17 protein-coding genes are annotated in these 19,740 nt (G+C 35.8%); 15 read left to right on the forward strand and 2 right to left on the reverse strand.

Annotated features, from left to right (window positions below):
* Window positions 1-82: 82 nt before the first annotated feature.
* The 7 genes from NST77_RS22460 (at window position 83) to murB (ending at window position 7,073) form a co-directional block, all read left to right on the forward strand.
* The gene (locus tag NST77_RS22460) at window positions 83-1,003 is read left to right on the forward strand and encodes a S66 peptidase family protein (RefSeq protein ID WP_095331115.1); all 921 of its coding nucleotides are present in this window, start codon (window positions 83-85) and stop codon (window positions 1,001-1,003) included.
* Window positions 1,004-1,087: 84 nt separating this feature from the next.
* Window positions 1,088-2,188 carry a dipeptide epimerase gene (locus tag NST77_RS22465; RefSeq protein WP_095331113.1) on the forward strand — a complete coding sequence of 367 codons (1,101 nt, stop codon included), beginning with the start codon at window positions 1,088-1,090 and terminating at the stop codon, window positions 2,186-2,188.
* The gene (locus NST77_RS22470) at window positions 2,185-3,102 is read left to right on the forward strand and encodes a C40 family peptidase (RefSeq protein WP_095331111.1); all 918 of its coding nucleotides are present in this window, start codon (window positions 2,185-2,187) and stop codon (window positions 3,100-3,102) included. The genes NST77_RS22465 and NST77_RS22470 overlap by 4 nt, the downstream gene beginning before the upstream one ends.
* A 12-nt stretch (window positions 3,103-3,114) precedes the next feature.
* Window positions 3,115-4,074, forward strand: coding sequence for an ABC transporter ATP-binding protein (locus tag NST77_RS22475; RefSeq protein ID WP_095331110.1), 960 nt, complete (start codon window positions 3,115-3,117; stop codon window positions 4,072-4,074).
* A gap of 11 nt (window positions 4,075-4,085) precedes the next feature.
* Complete coding sequence (locus NST77_RS22480) at window positions 4,086-4,868, forward strand: serine hydrolase (RefSeq protein WP_095331108.1); 783 nt, start codon at window positions 4,086-4,088, stop codon at window positions 4,866-4,868.
* A 279-nt stretch (window positions 4,869-5,147) separates the two neighbouring features.
* Window positions 5,148-5,966: an ABC transporter ATP-binding protein gene (locus tag NST77_RS22485; RefSeq protein WP_095331107.1), complete on the forward strand. Its 819-nt coding sequence runs from the start codon at window positions 5,148-5,150 to the stop codon at window positions 5,964-5,966.
* A 195-nt stretch (window positions 5,967-6,161) separates the two neighbouring features.
* Complete coding sequence (gene murB / locus NST77_RS22490; RefSeq protein WP_095331105.1) at window positions 6,162-7,073, forward strand: UDP-N-acetylmuramate dehydrogenase; 912 nt, start codon at window positions 6,162-6,164, stop codon at window positions 7,071-7,073.
* 80 nt (window positions 7,074-7,153) lie between these two features.
* Here murB and NST77_RS22495 read toward each other — a convergent pair whose 3' ends face one another.
* Window positions 7,154-7,783 (reverse strand): VanZ family protein, encoded by a 630-nt coding sequence (locus tag NST77_RS22495; RefSeq protein ID WP_095331103.1) that lies wholly within the window; start codon window positions 7,781-7,783, stop codon window positions 7,154-7,156.
* A 174-nt stretch (window positions 7,784-7,957) separates the two neighbouring features.
* Between NST77_RS22495 and NST77_RS22500 the strand changes: the two genes are divergently transcribed.
* Together NST77_RS22500 and ilvD are read left to right on the forward strand one after the other, a co-directional pair.
* Window positions 7,958-8,857 carry an aldo/keto reductase gene (locus NST77_RS22500; RefSeq protein ID WP_235973216.1) on the forward strand — a complete coding sequence of 300 codons (900 nt, stop codon included), beginning with the start codon at window positions 7,958-7,960 and terminating at the stop codon, window positions 8,855-8,857.
* Between the two features lie 411 nt (window positions 8,858-9,268).
* The gene (ilvD, locus tag NST77_RS22505) at window positions 9,269-10,945 is read left to right on the forward strand and encodes a dihydroxy-acid dehydratase (protein ID WP_095331102.1); all 1,677 of its coding nucleotides are present in this window, start codon (window positions 9,269-9,271) and stop codon (window positions 10,943-10,945) included.
* 77 nt (window positions 10,946-11,022) lie between these two features.
* Here the strand turns inward: ilvD and NST77_RS22510 are convergent, their stop codons facing one another.
* On the reverse strand, window positions 11,023-12,054 hold the full coding sequence (locus tag NST77_RS22510) for an AI-2E family transporter (RefSeq protein ID WP_341123586.1): 1,032 nt from the start codon (window positions 12,052-12,054) through the stop codon (window positions 11,023-11,025).
* A gap of 229 nt (window positions 12,055-12,283) precedes the next feature.
* On the opposite strand from NST77_RS22510, the gene NST77_RS22515 reads away from it, so the two are divergent.
* The 6 genes from NST77_RS22515 (at window position 12,284) to NST77_RS22540 (ending at window position 19,734) form a co-directional block, all read left to right on the forward strand.
* A complete protein-coding gene (locus NST77_RS22515; RefSeq protein WP_341123587.1) occupies window positions 12,284-12,421 on the forward strand; it encodes a MerR family DNA-binding transcriptional regulator in 138 nt (45 codons plus the stop codon).
* Between the two features lie 390 nt (window positions 12,422-12,811).
* Entirely contained in the window at window positions 12,812-14,116 is a 1,305-nt protein-coding gene (locus tag NST77_RS22520; protein ID WP_095331098.1) for a hemolysin family protein, read from the forward strand.
* A gap of 242 nt (window positions 14,117-14,358) precedes the next feature.
* Window positions 14,359-15,795: a PTS mannitol transporter subunit IICB gene (locus tag NST77_RS22525; RefSeq protein ID WP_249879377.1), complete on the forward strand. Its 1,437-nt coding sequence runs from the start codon at window positions 14,359-14,361 to the stop codon at window positions 15,793-15,795.
* Window positions 15,796-16,052: 257 nt separating this feature from the next.
* Window positions 16,053-18,131 (forward strand): BglG family transcription antiterminator, encoded by a 2,079-nt coding sequence (locus tag NST77_RS22530; RefSeq protein ID WP_341123588.1) that lies wholly within the window; start codon window positions 16,053-16,055, stop codon window positions 18,129-18,131.
* Window positions 18,132-18,146: 15 nt separating this feature from the next.
* A complete protein-coding gene (locus NST77_RS22535) occupies window positions 18,147-18,578 on the forward strand; it encodes a PTS sugar transporter subunit IIA (protein WP_047944240.1) in 432 nt (143 codons plus the stop codon).
* A 4-nt stretch (window positions 18,579-18,582) separates the two neighbouring features.
* Window positions 18,583-19,734 carry a mannitol-1-phosphate 5-dehydrogenase gene (locus tag NST77_RS22540; protein ID WP_341123589.1) on the forward strand — a complete coding sequence of 384 codons (1,152 nt, stop codon included), beginning with the start codon at window positions 18,583-18,585 and terminating at the stop codon, window positions 19,732-19,734.
* Window positions 19,735-19,740: the final 6 nt, after the last annotated feature.

Here is a 19,740-nt window from a genome sequence, read left to right on the forward strand (position 1 = left end):
AGAGAGCAGAAGGGATGAACAAAAGGCATCCCTTCTTTCCTTAAAACATTAAAAAAATGAAAAAAGAAAGGGATAATAAAAAGTGATAAAGCCGGAACGTTTAAAAAAAGGAGATACCATTGCCGTTATTGCTCCAGCTAGTCCGCCATCGTCCGACACTTTACAGAAAGGTATCCATTATTTAGAAGAGGAATTAGGGTTAAAAGTAAAGGTTGGACAACATGTTTACGATCAATACGGTTATTTAGCAGGAGAAGATGAAGCTAGATTAGTAGATTTAGAAAATGCGTTTTTAGATCAAGAAGTAAAGGGGATTTTCTGTGCCTGTGGAGGATATGGAACCGCTAGATTAGCAGGTCAAATTAACTATTCCATCATTGCTCAAAATCCGAAGATATTTTGGGGCTACAGTGATATAACGTTTCTGCATACTGCAATCTTTAATAGAACAGGATTGGTTACTTTTCATGGTCCGATGCTTTCATCGGATATTGGAATGGAAGACTGTCATCCTTTATCGAAAGCTCTATTAAAACAATTATTTCAACCGCAGGAAATGATGTATACAGAAGAATACTCGAACTTGGATATTTTAGTAGAAGGAAAGGCCGCAGGACAGATAACAGGAGGAAACCTTTCTCTTATCACAAGTTCAATCGGTACTTCTTTTGAAATAGATACTAAAGCAAAAATTCTACTGATAGAAGATATAAATGAAGAGCCGCGATCAATAGACCGAATGCTTAATCAATTACAGCAAGCTGGAAAGCTGACAGATGCTGCCGGAATTATTATTGGTGATTTTCATCAATGTCTTCCCAAAAGAGACAAGTCGCTTGTGTTAGACGAAGTGATTGACCACTATATTCAAAAAGCGGGGAAACCAACCATGAAGGGATTTAAAATAGGACATTGTTCGCCACATATATCAATTCCGCTAGGGGTTAATGCGGAAATAAATACGAATGAAAAAGTACTAATGATTGATAGCGGCGTGGAATAAATTAGAAGAAGTAAAAGCTGGAGAGGAAGTTAATTGGTATAACACCACCAGAAAACAAGATTTTAAAAATAAGGATGATACATAGTGAAAATAACTAAAATCGAAACATTCCGTGTCGCAGTTCCATTAATTAAACCTTTTAAGACAGCATTACGAACCGTAACGATTGCAGAGTCTGTATATGTAAAGATTATATGCGAAAACGGAATTGTTGGTTGGGGAGAAGCACCGCCGACTTTAGTAATAACAGGAGACAGTCTAAAAAGCATCGAAGCATCCATTCATGAAGTGTTCAAACCTTATTTATTGAGCAAAAGCATTTTGCAGCTCGAATTATTGCTTCAAGGAATCCAGCAAATACTGGTTGGAAATGTGAGTGCAAAAGCAGCGATTGATATGGCTCTATATGACTGTTTTTCCCAATACTGTAAGCTGCCGCTTTATCAATTATTGGGTGGATATAATAATACATTGGAAACAGATTATACAGTTAGTGTTAATGACCCGGTAGAAATGGGAGAAGACGCAATGAGCTATGTTAAACAAGGGTTTAATGTATTAAAGATTAAAGTGGGAAAAGATGAAATACAAACAGATATTAATAGAATAATAGAGATTAGAAGAAGAGTAGGAAGTGAAATTAAATTAAGACTGGACGCTAACCAAGGCTGGAGTCCGAAAGAGGCAGTTGTAGCTATAAGAAAAATGGAGGATTTAGGACTTAACGTCGAATTAGTGGAACAGCCAGTTAAAGCGGATGATATACAAGGTTTAAAGAAGGTAACTGATTCAGTAGATACATTAATTATGGCTGATGAGGCTGTATTTACTCCCCAGCAAGCCTTTGAGGTGCTGAAAACACGCAGTGCAGATTTAATTAATATTAAATTAATGAAATCAGGGGGTATCTACCGTGCCCAGGTTATTAATCATTTAGCTGAAGTTTCAGGAATGGAATGTATGGTCGGAAGTATGATTGAAACTAAATTAGGGATAACTGCTGCGGCCCATTTTGCAGCAAGTAAAAAGAATATAACTCGTTATGATTTTGATGCACCGCTGATGCTGGCCCGAGACATAGTAGATGGCGGTGTTCAATATGACGGAAGAAACATCATTTTATCTAAGCAATTTGGTTTGGGGATAAATCATATTCTTGTACACGAAAAGGAGAATGTGGGATGACGAAATATGATGTGAGAATAGTGGATGTTCCTGTTGCTACCCTCTGGACAACTGAATATTCAGCCAGAGAAATAGACGCAGGGGCAATTGATAATCCGTGTGACATAAAGAGCTGGATTGCGAGTCTTGATTATGAAAAAGGACTAGAGCTTTGTACAGAGAACTTAGTACAATCTCAAGCATTGTATGGGCAAGAGGTATATGTATTGGATGAAAAAGGCGACTGGGCATATGTAGCATTGCCCAATCAAGCAACTCGGAAAAATCAGCTTGGCTACCCGGGATGGATACCTAAAAAACAATTGGTGAAAAAGGAAGGTTATTCTTTACAAAGTGGACCGATTGCAGTGGTTGAAGCATTTGCAGCAGAGTTATGCAATCGCAATAAAGATGTGATATTGCCATTATCCTTTCAAACGAGACTCCCGCTAAAAAAACAAGAAGGAGAATGGGTTCAAGTGTCGACACCTTCTGGGGAAGGGTGGATTAGAGCAGCGGATGTAGTCGTTTATCCCTCTTTTCAAGATGTCCGCAAAGGAACAGGGAAAGATATAGTAAACCAAGGGGAGCGATTTTTGAAACTAGACTATTTATGGGGCGGCATGAGTTCGTTCGGTTATGATTGCTCTGGTTTCAGTTACAGTATGTGCTTAGCAAATGGGTATTTGATACCGAGAGATGCCAGTGAGCAAGCAGAGGCAGGGAAAAAAATCCCTTTAGAGGAAATTGAGCCAGGAGATTTATTGTTTTTTGCTTACGAGGAAGGGCAAGGGTATATCCACCATGTAGGTATTTATTATGGAGAAAATAAATTGCTTCATTCCCCAAAAACAGGAAAGACAATCGAAATTATTCCTTTAGAAAATACAATCTATGAAAAAGAATTATGTGTAGCAAGAAGATATTGGGAATAAGGAGAGAGTGGTATGACACAGCAGGTCCTATTGAAAGTAGAAAATGTATCGAAGCATTTTGAATTAGAGAAGAATACGACATTACAAGCTGTATCCAATGTATCCTTTTCTATCAAGAAAGGAGAAACATTTGGTATTGTCGGTGAATCGGGCTGTGGAAAATCGACATTAGGCAGAACGATTATGGGATTATATAAGGCATCGAATGGGCAAGTTTTATACAATGATATCAATATGGGAAGTATGTCTGAAAAGGATAATTTTTCATTTCGACGAAAAATGCAAATGATTTTTCAGGATCCCTATGCTTCGTTAAATCCTCGTTCCACGGTTCGCGAGATTCTAGCAGAGCCTTTAGAAATTCATGGAGTCTATCGAACAAAGGAAGAAAAAAATGCTCGTATAGATGAGTTATTAGAAAGTGTAGGGCTGAATAGAGAACATGCCAATCGTTTTCCCCATGAATTTAGCGGGGGACAAAGACAAAGAATTGGCATTGCGAGAGCATTAGCCTTAGAGCCGGAATTTATCATTGCAGATGAGCCGATCTCCGCACTAGATGTTTCTGTGCAAGCACAAGTAGTAAATCTATTAAAAAGGCTGCAAAGAGAAAAACAATTAACCTATCTATTTATAGCCCATGATTTATCGATGGTAAAGCAGATCAGTGATCGAATTGGTGTCATGTACTTAGGGAATTTAGTAGAGTTAACAGACAGTAAGGCATTGTATTCCAATCCCCTACATCCATATACACAGGCGCTTCTTTCTGCTATTCCTATTCCAGATCCAGATATAGAAGACAAAAGAGAAAGAATTATCTTAAAAGGAGAATTACCAAGTCCAGTTGACCCGCCAAGTGGTTGTGTTTTTCGAACCCGCTGTCCCCATGCGATGGATATTTGTGCCAATGAAAAGCCAGCTTGGCAAGAGCGAGAAAATGGCCATTTTGTAGCCTGTCACCTTTATTAGGAAATAACACGATGAATATGGAGAAATTAAGCAAGCGCATAGATAAAATTGTGCAGGAATATGAGGGAGAAGGTCATTTAGGGATAGCGATTGAATGGAAGGAGCAGAGTTTTCTTCTAAATGAAAACGACATTTTTCCAAGTGCTAGTCTCATTAAATTACCAGTTTTGATTGAAGGCTTTATGCAGAGCTCAAGTGGAATATTAGATTTGGAGGATTTAGTAAAGGTTAATAGCCTCCAAAAAACAGGGGGAGCGGGTATTGTTCAATACATGTCTCCGCAAAGTCGTTTATCGATTCGCGATTTACTTACTTTAATGATAATTGTTTCGGATAATATGGCAACCAATTATTTGATTGAGCGACTTGGTATGGACAATGTGAATAGAAGGTGTCAACAGATTGGGATGTCATCAACCATTCTGCAGCGAAAAATGATGGATCGAGAAGCGCGAGAAAGAAAAATCGAAAACTATACCTCTCCTCAAGATATTCTCCGATGTTTAAAGTCGATTTATAACGATAAAAATCAGAGTGGGAAGACAATCTTAGATCATCAACAACTTCTTGATAAACTGCCGTATTACCACAGAGAGAATAGTGGTATTAGAATTGCTAATAAAACGGGAGAATTGGATAAGGTGGAACACGATTGTGCCATCATAGAGTACGAGGATGAAACGATCTTTATTGCGGTTTTAACAGATCAGCTTACAGCTAATCAGAAGGGGAAAGAAATAATCCAATTAATTGGAGCCAGTATTTTTGAATGTCTATATGATAAAAAAGTCTGAACGGATGGTGCAGCACCATAAGGCAGACTTTTTTTGCGTGAATCAAATCAGAAAGGTGCACGAAATAAATTCTTGTAAATATGTGAAACAGTCTTGAATGAAATCCTAGTACAAATTATAATAAATAATGAAAATCATTATCAATTATGTAATTTGTAAAGAAATAGATATATCTTTGATCTTCGAATAAAGAAGGAAATAACCGCGGAAAATAGCAAAAGAAAATGACTCTGAATTTATAATAAAACTTCTAGAAAGTAAGTGAGGGAGGGGAGAAGAATGGACATACTGTCTACAGATCAACTCAAAATTGGATATGAAGATAAAATTATTGTTGATGATTTGAATTTACGTGTAAAGGAAGGGGAAATCACAACCATTATCGGGCCCAATGGCTGTGGGAAGTCCACGATATTAAAGACTCTTGCTCGAATCCATAAAGCAAAGGCAGGGTTTATATATCTAGACGGAGAAATGATACACAAAATTCCTACCAAAAAAATTGCCCAAAGAATGGCAGTGCTTCCTCAATCACCGGACGCACCGAATGGATTAACGATTTATGATTTAGTTTCCTATGGTCGTTCCCCTCATCAAAGAGGATTTGGGCGATTAGGAGAGAAAGATAAAGAAGTGATAAATTGGGCATTAGAAGTAACGGGTTTAACAGAGCTGAAGGATCAAGAAGTTGATACATTATCAGGTGGTCAGCGTCAAAGAGCGTGGATTGCGATGGCGATTGCGCAGGAAACAAATCTTCTGTTATTAGATGAACCGACAACGTATTTGGATATGGCTCATCAATTGGAAGTACTGAAATTGTTAAAGAAATTGAATGAAGAAGAAAATCGAACAATTGTGATGGTTATTCATGATCTGAACCATGCAGCAAGATTTTCTGATCATATGATCGCAATGAGAAATGGTAAATTGATGAAAGAGGGAACAGCGGAAGAGGTAATGACAGAAGAGGTTCTAAAAGAAGTTTTCCAAATAGATGCTGTTGTCGTAAAGGACCCTAGAACGAATAAGCCTGCTTGCCTCTCTTACGACTTATTACACCAAAAGGAAAGAGAATTAGTAGCATTTGCTAAGTAATAGATAAAAGATTACTTAGCTTTTTTTATGGAAACTTGTCTTATCCTTATTTTTAGCATGAAGAGAAGTGTTTTCTCATATAATGGGATTGAGTAACATTTCACATAAATTTGCTTATTATCGTCGTACCTATTTATAATTTTGGTATACTATTAGAATAGTGTAGTCAGAAATATGTATAGAAGGTTGAGATTAATGAATAAAAATATATTATTAAAAAAATTTCTTGAAATATTGCCTAAAGAAAGTGTAAAAATGGATGAGGCGTTAAATAAATATACGTACACTAAAATTGGTGGAAAGGCTGATTTTTTACTTTTTCCGCTAACATATGAACAATTACAGTCAGCGTATAAATTAGCCCTTACTCAAAATGTGCCAATCACGATATTAGGAAATGGTTCTAATGTGTTGATTAGAGATGGCGGAATTCGTGGAGTTGTATTTAATTTAACTAAACTTGAGGGAATTTCTCTTGCAGGAAATAAAGTGATTGCCCAAAGTGGTGCGGCGATTATCGAAACCTCTAGATTTGCATTAGAGCATTCCTTAACTGGATTGGAATTTGCTTGTGGAATTCCAGGTTCTGTCGGTGGAGCGTTATATATGAATGCGGGAGCTTACGGTGGTGAGGTTGCTGATGTATTGGAATCAGCAAAAGTATTAACGAAAACAGGTGAAATTCAAACTGTAACAAAAGAGGAATTAGAACTTGGCTATCGTACTAGTAGTATTGAAAAAAATGGCTGGGTAGCGTTAGAAGGAACTTTTTCTCTGCAAACAGGAGAGTATGCAGAAATTAAGGCGAAAATGGATGAACTTACTTTCTTGCGTGAATCAAAACAACCGTTAGAATATCCATCATGCGGGAGTGTCTTTAAAAGACCACCTAACCACTTTGCAGGGAAACTAATTCAAGATAGCGGTCTTCAAGGAACGAAAATAGGTGGTGCACAAGTTTCGACGAAACACGCAGGGTTCATTGTGAACGTAGAAGATGCTACAGCTAATGACTATCTATCCTTAATAAAACATGTCCAAAAAACAGTAAAAGAAAACTTTAACGTCGAGCTTGAGACAGAAGTTAGAATTATTGGTGAGGAATAATAGTTTGTTCTGCTTTATTAATAAGACGAAAGGGACATCGGAAGAAGAGTTAATCTTTTTCTGATGCCCCTTTTTGGTGATTATTTTAAATCTATTTTCCGCAAAAATAACCACATTAATAGATAGAGAAGATATCCTATTATCGCACCAAAGACATTAAGAATGAAATCATCTATATCTGCAGTTCGATCAACAGTAAAGAAAAATTGGATTAGTTCAATGGAAAGAGAGCAGAGGATAGCAAGTCCTATTGTGATCAATGCTTGAAAATGTTTTTTATATAACATAGGCAGTATAAAACCAAAGGGAATAAACAAGATGATGTTGCCTAAAGTGTATAACATCCAAAAGAAAGGCGGCTTATATTTATATTGATACAAAATTTGAACATATGGTGTAATATTCATTTTTCCTTCCGTTATGGTTGGTGGAGTGAAGTGAAAAGGAGCTAAAGTCACATAAGCAACAGTCAGCAAATAAAAGAAAAATAGATTGGGCAGAATTTCTTTAGAAAAAATGACTGAATTTCTTTCGTTCTTTCGTTGAAGTCGGAAATAGACCCATAACGGCACGGCCAGAATAAGAATAAAAGGAAAATTTAGTCGCAATTGAACTCCACTTATCGACCATAATGTAATAAATAGAAAGAGAAAAATGATAACAAAGATTCCACTTTTTAATACATGCACAGATAATCGAAGTCCTTTCATTAATGTTTGTTCTCCTAAAAGTATATGAAGCTTGTTTGAAAATAGAATACAAAGCGAATTGCTTTACTCTTATTAAAGAAAAAAGCATACTAGGAGTGAAAGAAAACAGTTGTCTATATACTAATGAAGGGGATGAATCTTTTGAGTAGTAAAGTTCAAATCGGTCAAACGGCTATGCATGTTACGAAGCTAGGATATGGTGCAAACTCTGTCGGTGGTCATAATTTATTTCCAAATTTAAATGATGAAACAGGAAAAAATGTCGTAAGAAATGCGTTGGATGCTGGGATTGATTTTCTTGATACAGCTTATGTGTACGGATTAGGGAGATCAGAGGAATTAATTGGAGAGGTGCTGAAGGAAAGAGGCAACCGCCAAGATATCGTTCTTGCAAGCAAAGCTGCTCATAAATTAGTAGATGGCAAAATTGAACTTGATAATAGCAGAGAATTTTTACGTAAAGCGGTAGAAGATAGTTTAAAGCGTCTGCAAACAGATTATATTGATTTATTTTATGTTCACTTTCCAGATGGAGTTACTCCTATGGCTGAGGTAGCAGGAACATTAAAAGAATTAAAGGATGAAGGAAAGATTCTTGCAGTTGGAGCTTCGAATTTAGATGCTGAACAAATAAAAGAATTTAACCAAGATGGTTATTTAGAGGTATTCCAAGCAGAGTATTCTTTATTTAAAAGACAAGCAGAGGAAATATATTTACCATATTGTGTAGAAAACAATATTAGCTTTATTCCGTATTTTCCATTAGCTTCTGGCTTATTAACCGGGAAGTATTCAAAGGATTCGATCATCAGCGGCGGAAAAGAAAATAATCCACTTTTCCAAGGAGAAGTATTTGTTCGCAATGTAGAAAAGGTGGATCAATTAAAGCAAATGGCTGAATCTAAAGGCTTTGATGCAACGCATTTTGCACTAGCGTGGCTGTTAGAGCAGCCTGCGGTTGATGTAATCATTCCAGGGGCAAAATCAACTGAACAGCTTAAGAATAATCTTCGAACATTGGACGTATCATTAACAGAAGAAGAAGTGAAGAAAATTAGTGAGATATTTGCATAAGAGATTATACCTCTAAGGTGTGGATAAACTGTAGAAAATAATATTATCAATAAAAAGGCGATGAAGGGATATAAAACTTCATCGCTTTTTTATCGAGATTTTTACAACAGTCGAAAATAGGATAAGAAAGATGATGTTATTGTAATATAGCTATATATTGAATTTGTATCAAGAAAAGGGAAAGAAACCTAAAGAATAGAAAGAATTGTTTGTTAATTTTTCTGACATACTGTGTTAGATAGATGTTGATATAACGATGTTTTACCTTTTTCTAGCAAAAACTAAACGAAGTGATTTTATCTGAATAATCGAAAGAATAAATTATACCAATTTTGTTATCATAGTGTTACAATAAGTAAAAGTTTAAATATACAGATTTTTCGATTTAGTCGGATAATTGGAGGGGTAGAAGTGACACAATTGAGAAGTAATATGATTAAGAAAGGATTCGACCGGGCTCCACATAGAAGCTTACTACGTGCAGCTGGTGTAAAAGAGGAGGATTTTGACAAACCGTTTATCGCAGTAGTCAATTCATATATTGATATTGTTCCAGGGCATGTCCATTTACAGGAATTTGGAAAAATTGTAAAAGATGCAATAAGAGAAGCAGGTGGAGTTCCCTTTGAAATGAATACAATTGGGGTAGATGATGGAATTGCAATGGGACATATCGGCATGCGTTATTCATTGCCAAGCCGTGAAATTATTGCGGATTCTATTGAAACAGTAGTTGCAGCACACTGGTTTGACGGGATGGTTTGTATTCCTAACTGTGATAAGATCACACCTGGAATGATGATGGCTTCTTTACGATTAAATATTCCTACTATTTTTGTAAGTGGAGGACCGATGAAAGCGGGAGTCACTAGTGATGGCAGAAAGATCTCCTTATCATCCGTTTTTGAAGGTGTAGGGGCTTTCCAGTCAGGTAAAATTGATGAAGGTGGACTAAGAGAATTAGAACAATTCGGCTGTCCGACATGTGGATCTTGTTCTGGCATGTTCACAGCGAATTCCATGAACTGTTTAGCAGAAGCTCTAGGTCTTGCTTTACCTGGAAATGGGACAATTCTTGCTGTAGCACCAGAGAGAAAGGAATTTGTAAAGAAATCTGCGAAACAGTTGATGAATCTAATAAAAGAAGATATCAAACCGAGAGATATTGTTACAGAAAAGGCAATTGATAATGCGTTTGCTTTAGACATGGCACTAGGTGGATCCACTAATACAGTACTTCATACATTAGCATTGGCCCATGAAGCAGGTGTAGAGTATCCTCTTGAAAGAATCAATGAGGTAGCATCTAGAGTACCTCATTTATCGAAGCTTGCGCCTTCGTCTGATGTACATATTGAAGATCTGCACGAAGCAGGCGGTGTATCAGCAGCGCTATACGAATTATCGAAAAAGGAAGGAGCTCTTCATTTAGATACGTTAACTGTCACAGGAAAAACACTTGGAGAAAATATCGCTGGATGTAAAGTGAAAGATTATCAAGTCATTCGACCAATTGATGATCCTCATACTCAAACAGGTGGATTGGCAGTCCTATTTGGGAATTTAGCTCCTCAAGGTGCTATTATTAAAACAGGTGGAGTCCAAAATGGCATTCAACGACATGAGGGGCCAGCTATTGTGTTTAATTCACAAGATGAAGTGCTGGAAGGATTAGTAAAAGGAAAAGTGAAGGAAGGACATGTTGTCATCATTCGCTATGAGGGACCAAAAGGAGGACCTGGTATGCCGGAAATGCTGGCACCAACTTCCCAAATTGTTGGAATGGGTCTTGGTCCAAAAGTAGCGCTGGTAACAGATGGGCGTTTTTCTGGAGCTTCTCGAGGTATTTCTATTGGTCATGCTTCTCCTGAGGCAGCCGAAGGAGGACCATTGGCATTTGTAAAAGATGGCGATCATATTGTCATTGATATTGAAAATCGTACAATGGATGTTGTTGTTCCAGAGGAAGAATGGGAACAAAGAAAAGCAGAATGGAAAGGTTTTGAGTCGAAAGTAAAAAGCGGCTACTTAGCACGTTATTCGAAGCTTGTGACATCTGCGAATACGGGAGCAGTATTAAAGTATTAGATTGAACTGTTCATTATAGAATAAAAGCAGGCTGGATTCGTATCCAGCCTGCTTTTATGAATTGAAATGAAGCCGAGCTATTCTTTTACTAAGTCTGTTTTCCTTTTGGGATCCATGCTTTGTACTTGGAGGATATCTAAAAGAAATACAAACACAGGTATACCAATGATTAATCCCCATACTCCAAAGAAATGCTCTGAGAAGATAAGGACGATAAAAGTGAAAAATACAGGTAAATTTGTTTTCGAAGACATTAGCTTCGGGTTAAGTATATAAGCTTCGATCGCATGAATGATACAAATAAAAATAATCAAAATAATGATATAGGGGTATCCACCAATGGTATATCCAATCGTTAATAAGGGAATGAGGGAAATAATAACCCCAGCCACTGGAATAAGACCAAGAACAAATACCATAAGAGATAATCCTAATAATTGAGGAAAACTAAGTATCCATAATCCGATTGTCGTTAAAATGCAATTTACTAAAGCGATGATAACCTGTGCTTCTAATACTTTTCCGAAAGTTAACACAAACTTTTTACCGAAAAACTCCATTTCGTTATAAAAAGGAGCTATTTTACTTGTGCGGAAGTTTTCTTTATATTTAATCAAACGGGGCTTCTCTAACAGGAAGAAGAAGCTTAAGATAATAGCTAGTATGAATTGTAAACTTAGGGAACTAATACTGGAAAAATATTTGACGATAATGCCCAGCCCTTGTTCCAAATAGCTGTCTATTTGTCTTTCTTGAATAATGGAAACAATATAATTTAAGACAGCATTATCATGTGGACGAGAGTAAAAATCCATTAGTTGTCTAACTAATGCCGTTATTTCTTCCACTAACATTGGCAAATATTTAATAAAGCTATAAGAAAGTAATCCGATCGTTATGAGATAGAGGATGCTAACTATAACGTTTCGTTTTACGTGAATTCGCTTAGAAATAATTTTTTCCATACGATCCATTAAAAATGAAAGAATAAAGGTAAAAAGCATTAAATTAATCATACTTCTAAGTGCATAGATACCTAGAATCATGAAAGCAAAGATGAAAAACCTTTTTACACTTTTACTTGTAAGAAAATTGATAATTGTTTCCACTCCATTTCCCCTTTTTGATATATTTTCTCTTTTCTGTCTATCTTCCTATATTTTAACCTAAATTGAATTTTAATCATATAAAAAAGCCGACATTTTTGAAAATTTAGCAAGATAAAAAGCGTGTGCAAAATATATTGGAAGTATTTTGCTTGAAACTTTTCTCCTTAGACTTATATAATTAATTAAGTATAACTAAAACGTTATGGTTAGGAGGAGAAGCGATGGGGCTGTGAAATTAAGAATTGGTGATTTAGCAAAAGCTACTGGTGTGGCAAAAAGAACCATTAATTATTATACAAACCTTGGCCTTCTTCAAGCAGAGCGTTCCCAAACTAATTATCGTTACTATGGTGAAGAACAAAATTGAACAAATAAAGTAAGAATACAAAAAGAGTAAGCTTACGCTGGAGGAAATGAAGGAGCAATTAAATAATCAGCAAGTGCATTCCATAGGTATTAGGAACTGAGAGCAAATAGGAAGAGTCTAAGTGATAAAATTCATTAGATATTAGATGCTTCCCTATAGAGACGTACAGGCTCAACATAAAAATAGAGAAGTAAGAAATACTATTATCCATGAAAGCATTTCTTTAATACAAGCACTGCTTCTTTTGCTAAATTAACTGTTTTGCATTTATTTATATATTCGGAAGTAGGAATGAATTTTAACTAGTAGCAGTGTCTTTCCTTTTGTAATGGGAGAAAGGCATGCGGCTTTTATTAATCAGGAGGTGTAAGCCCCTTTACGGGCTACTTATTGGAAATTTTTAATTTGATTTTATTTGTGATATTAATTGCATTTACTGCTTTTTTCGTGGCAACAGAGTTTGCGATTGTAAAAGTCAGGAGTTCAAGAATTGATCAGTTAGTTGCTGAAGGGAAAAAAGGAGCATTAGCAGCAAAAAAAGTTACGACACATTTAGATGAATACTTATCAGCCTGCCAATTAGGGATAACTGTGACAGCATTAGGCCTTGGTTGGATTGGAGAATCTACTTTCGCAGAAATTCTCGAGCCTCTATTTGTTCATTTATCGATCGGAACGGCGCTATCGCACTTAATTGCCTTCGTTATTTCTTTTTTACTTGTAACTTTTTTGCATGTCGTTGTTGGGGAATTAGCTCCAAAAACGGTAGCTATTCAAAAAGCAGAATTAATAACATTAGCCTTTGCAACACCGATTATTTGGTTTTATCGCCTATTATATCCGTTTATTTGGTTGTTGAATGGCTCTGCAAGACTTTTGACAAGTATCTTTGGATTAAAGCCAGCGTCAGAACATGAACTTGCTCACTCGGAAGAAGAGTTAAGAATTTTAATGTCAGAAAGCTATAAAAGCGGTGAAATCAATAAAAACGAATTAGCATATGTAAATAATATTTTTGAGTTTGATGAACGAATTGCCAAAGAAATTATGGTCCCTAGAACAGAAATGGTGACTATCAGTGTGGACAATACGTTTGATGAAATAATGGCTATCTTAGAGGAAGAAAATTATACTCGCTACCCTTTAGTAAATGGGGATAAGGATAATGTAATCGGCTTAATTAATATTCGTGAATTTCTAACGGCAACCATTCAAAACAGAGAAGAAATTCAATTAGAGGAATATATGAAACCGATTATTCGTGTAATTGAAACTGTTCCTATCCGCGAATTGCTGATTAAAATGCAAAAGGAACGTACACATATGGCTATTTTGCTTGATGAGTACGGTGGTACTTCAGGAATTGTAACAGCAGAAGACATTCTTGAGGAAATTGTTGGAGACATTAGAGATGAATTTGATGAGGATGAAATCTCTGACATTCGCAAAATAAAGGATAATCATTATATTCTTAATGGAAAAGTATTGATTAGTGAAGTAAATGATCTTTTAGGCACTCACTTATCAGAAGATGAAGTAGATACAATAGGCGGATGGTTTTTGACCAATAATTTTGAAGCGGTTGAAGGAGATATATTGGAAGAGGAAGGATATATCTTCAAAATTAAAAATATTGAAGAACATCATATACATTTCATTGAAGTAACCAAAGATACAAGTGTAGTCGAAGCTTGATGAAAGACTTTTAGAGAAGGGGAAACCCTTCTCTTTTTTTATGTGTAGATCCGTATAAATAGGATGGTTGGTGGCATTTTAAAAAGAGGAAATTAAAACGAATGCGGATTTTATTGAATTTTACCAATTAAATTAATTTAATTGTGTCAACATTATGTCTGTCAAAAATGTATTTACTTTGAATTGAGAATAATCTGTAACCGCTTTATAATCAAACTGAAATATTAAGGGGGTTAAACAAAATGTCAGACGAAAATAAAAATGGTTTTCGTGTCAAAATACAGCGTTTTGGTAGTCATTTAAGTGGCATGATTATGCCTAATATAGGAGCATTTATCGCATGGGGGCTAATTACAGCTTTATTCATCCCAACAGGGTGGAGACCTAATGCTGAATTAGCTCAACTTGTAGATCCGATGATTAAATACTTATTGCCATTATTAATTGGTTATACAGGCGGTAAGATGGTTTATGCAGAGCGCGGTGGCGTGGTTGGTGCAATCGCATCGATGGGTGTAATAGTTGGTGCAGATATTCCGATGTTCCTTGGAGCAATGGTAATGGGTCCGCTTGGTGGTTTCTTAATCAAAAAAGTGGATGATTTATTTAGAGGGAAAATTAAAGCCGGATTTGAAATGTTAGTAAATAACTTCTCAGCTGGTATCTTAGGTGCGATTATTGCCATTATTGGTTTTAAATATATTGGTCCAGTTGTAGAAGGGTTAAGCACTTTCTTATCAAGCGGAGTAGAGTTAATTGTTGATGCAAAGCTCTTACCATTAGCAAGTATCTTTATTGAGCCTGCTAAAGTATTGTTCTTAAATAATGCCATCAACCAAGGTATTTTAGGTCCGATTGGGGTAGAACAAGCGAAAGAGGTAGGGAAATCTATTCTATTCTTACTAGAATCAAACCCTGGTCCTGGGTTTGGGGTATTATTAGCTTATTGTATATTTGGAAGAGGTACATCAAGACAGACAGCACCTGGGGCAGCGATTATTCACTTCTTGGGTGGTATTCATGAAATTTACTTCCCGTACATCTTGATGAAACCTATGATGTTATTAGCAGTTATTGCTGGTGGAATGGGTGGAGTATTCACCTTTACATTATTTGATGCAGGATTAGTTGCCACTCCGTCTCCTGGTAGCATCATTGCATTAATGGCGATGGCACCAAAAGGACAGCATTTAGGTGTAATTGCTGGTGTTGTGGTTGCAACGATTATTTCTTTCGTGATTGCAGCTATTATTTTGAAAACAAGTAAAGATAAAGAAGAAGATATTAATGCAGCAACAGAAAAAATGGAAGCTTTAAAAGGGAAGAAAAGCTCAGTTGCAAGTGCAATTACTGAGACTGCAGAAACTCCTGATGAAACAAGTGCTACAGAATTTGATTACAAATCAGTGAAGAAAGTAATCTTCGCTTGTGATGCTGGTATGGGATCTAGTGCGATGGGTGCGTCTATTATGCGTAATAAAGTGAAAAAGGCAGGAATAGAAGGAGTAGATGTAACAAATACTTCTATTGCAAACCTTCCAAGTGATGCAGATCTTGTTATTACCCATAAAGATTTAACAGATAGAGCAGTAGAAAAATTACCGAATGCACATCATGTTTCTGTTGAGAATTTCATGAACAGCCCTAAATATGATGAGATCATTGAAAAATTAAAATAAGTATTAGCAGAAATACCGGCCAACTTTGTATAAATTGGCCGGTATTTCTGTGTTTAACGCGGTATATGTCCAGAGTAAAACCATTTAAGCTTTTTGATGAAAAAGTAGTTAATTTTCAGTATTTATAGATAAAAATAGGGAACCATAAATTAGAATTGGCAACAATAAAATTGAAAAAAATATGTTTAATACTGTTTGAATAAGTGTATATAACGGTCTTATAATTAAATTATGTCAGGTGATTAAGGAGATAAGCTATGATTATTTCCGCTCGAGAAAGAATTATTTTACAGATACTATTAGAAAATATAGAGGAAGAAATGACGATTAAGGGAATTGCTGAACATGTAAATGTCAGTGAACGAACGATACATCGTGATTTAAAAAACGTCGAAGCTATATTAAAAGATTTTCATCTTAAAATGAATAAAAAAGCTGGAGTCGGTGTGAAAATTGAAGGACATCCTAATGATATTTATCAACTAAGAGTATCTATCTTAAAACAGGATTATATAGAATACACACCCGATGAACGGATAATTGTTGCTTTATGTACCTTGCTGGATCATCAAGAACCGATTAAATTATTTTCTTTAGCAAAAGAACTAGGAGTAACAACTGCCACGGTGAGCAATGATTTGGATAAGCTGGAACCGATTATAGCAAAGTATGATTTGCAATTAATGAGAAAAAGAGGTTATGGTATTGAATTGGTTGGAACGGAGGAAGATAAGAGAAAAGCGATTCGCAGTCTCATATCCGACCGATTTGATGTTCCAGAGTTTCTTAAAATGGTGAAGGAAAATATTCAGAAAAAATCTAGCAATAAAATCGACTCGATTTCCGAACGGCTTTTAGGATTGGTTCAAAAAGAAAAATTGCTGCGTATTGAAAATATTATTGAAGATATCAACGAGCAATTACCTTATCCACTGGCGGATAGTTCTTATGTTGGATTGGTCGTTCACATTGCTCTTGCTATGGAGAGGATCCAGCGTGGAGAAAATATTTCTTTTAAAGAAGATTATCTAGGGGAGTTGTCGCAGACAAAAGAATTTGATTTTGCGCGCCAAATTGTATCAAGACTAGAACGTACTTTTGATATTTCGATCCCTATAGAGGAAGTCGGTTATATTACGATGCATTTAAGGGGAGCAAAGGTACGTTATGACAATAAAGTCGGAATTGAAGATGAAAATGTTGAGGTAGCTATGCTAGTTAGGACATTAATTGCCAATGTCGAAAAACTACTGCATACAACATTGGCAGATGATTCTTTATTTCAAGGCTTATTAGCTCACCTTCAGCCTACATTATATCGTTTAGATCAGAAAATGAGTATTTCTAATCCCTTATTAGAAGATATTAAAGAGGATTATGCTGAGTTGTTTGAAGTGGTTCAACAAGCTGTGGAAAAAACACTCGTGGACAGAGATGTACCAGAAGAAGAAATCGGCTATTTAGTCCTTCATTTTGGTTCTGCGTTAAATGATAGAAAAATAACAAAAAATATAAAGTTATTGATCATTTGTTCAAGCGGAATTGGGACATCTAAAATGCTTGCAGCAAAAATTGTTAATCAAATTCCAAGCCTATCAGAAGTGAAAAAAGCATCTGTATTCGAATTAAAGAATATTTCCATCGAGGATTATGATGCCATTCTTTCGACTATTCCATTAGAGGATATCTCGAGAGATTATTTATTAGTAAATCCGATTTTAAATGATAAGGATTTGGAAGAAGTAAAAACCTATCTTCAAAAGAATATTGGCCATGTAATAAGGGAAGAGAAGGGAATAGAAGTTCCTAAACAAAAATGTATCGATTTCCAGTCTTTTCTCCTTTTTTCAGAGCAAGCCCAGCTTTTATCCTCTATTTTAAATGAGCTGGATATTTGGGATGAGAGAGCAAGTTTAAGTGCAAGCTTAAACAAGGGATTAAGGATATTGAAACAACAAGGTTCTATTTCAAGCGTAGAAGAAGTATTTGCTGCTTTAGAAGCACGGGCTCAAATAGGGGGGCTGGCTATTCCGGAAACCAATTTAGCTCTTTATCACACAAGTAATAATCAAATTGAAAAACCATCTTTCAATATCATAGACTTGCCCGAGATGGTGAGTTTGAGGGCAATGAATGGTGCTAATGAAATGGTGAAGCGGGTATTACTTTTGCTTGCGCCGTTAGATGCAAATCCAAATGTAATGGAAGTATTAAGTTTTTTAAGTGCCTCTATTATTGAATCGGAAAGAAGTATTCATGTATTCAGTAACGGCAAGAAAGAAGAACTATTAAATTTTATTAGCAGCAGGTTTTTAAAACATCATTTGAGAAATTAATAGGAGGAATAAACAATGAGTATTTTAAAAAAAGAGAACATTATTTTAAACAGCAGCCTGGCAAGTAAAGAGGAAGCAATCAAAAAAGCAGGTCAAATTCTAGTGGAACAAGGCTATGTTTCAGAAGATTATGTTCCAGCTATGCTACAAAGAGAAGAAATTTCATCAACTTATATGGGTAACTTCTTAGCTATTCCACATGGTACAGATGAAGCAAAAACAGCAGTATTAAACTCTGGGTTATCTGTTATTCAAGCGCCAAATGGAGTAGATTTTGGAGATGGCAATATTGTTAAATTAATCATTGGAATTGCTGGGAAGGATGGCGAACATTTAGAGTTGTTATCACAAATTGCTATTGTATGTTCTGAAATGGAAAATGTCGAAAAATTAGTTGCTGCGAAATCAGAAGAGGAAATAATCCAAATTTTAAGCGAGGTAGAATAATACGATGAATGCTATTCATTTTGGAGCTGGAAATATAGGTAGAGGATTTATTGGTCTATTACTACATCAGTCAAATTATGCTATTACCTTTGTGGATGTAAACGAACAAATTATCGATGAAATTAATCGTGTTGGTCAATATCATGTTTTATTGGCAAATGAAGCGAAAGATCAATTCACAGTTAAAAATATTAAAGGAATTAATAGTAAAGTAAATCCAGAACAAGTGGTTGAACAATTTATCCATGCAGACATTGTGACTACAGCTATCGGACCTAATATTCTAAAGTTTATCGCGCCACTAATTGCTGACGGAATTAAAGCACGAATGAAAAGTAATCCAACACCAGTTAATGTGATTGCTTGTGAAAATATGATTGGTGGTAGTAGTGCCCTTAAACAGTTTGTGTTAGAGCATTTAAATGAAGAGGAAGCAGCATGGACAGAGGAATACGTTGGTTTTCCTGACTCAGCTGTGGATAGAATTGTGCCAAACCAGAAGAATGAAAACTTATTAGATGTTCTAGTAGAACCTTTCCATGAGTGGGTTGTAGATGAAACGGCAATTAAAGGACCAAAACCTGAAATTGCAGAGGCACATTTCGTAAGTAATTTACAGGCATATATCGAAAGAAAGTTATTTACTGTAAATACTGGTCATGCAGCAACAGCCTATTTAGGCAATAGAAAGAACTATGAAACCATTTCTGAAACAATTCAACATGAAGATGTGAAAGAAAAGGTGCTTCATGTTTTACAAGAAACAGGAAAAGTATTAGTAGCAAAATATGGTTTTAATGCAGCAGATCATCAAAAATATATCGACAAAATTTTAGGCCGCTTTGCGAATGTTTATATTGTAGACGATGTAAAACGAGTTGGTAGATCACCGCTTCGAAAATTAGGCGGGAATGATCGGTTAGTTGCTCCAGCACTAGCATACTATAATGAGTTTAAAGAAATTCCGTCTTATTTAGTAGAAGTAATGGCATCGGCTCTTCACTTTTATACAGCAGAAGATCAAGAGTCTGTGGAATTAAAGAACTTAATAGACGCAAATGGAGTTCAAGCTGCTTTTAGTGAAGTTTCTGGTTTAAGTGAAGATCATGCTTTAGTGAAAGAAGTAGTGCTTACTTATAACAAAATAAATGCATAAATAAAA

The sequence above is a fragment of the Niallia sp. FSL W8-0177 genome (assembly GCF_038006285.1).
Lineage (GTDB): Bacteria > Bacillota > Bacilli > Bacillales > Cytobacillaceae > Niallia > Niallia circulans_A.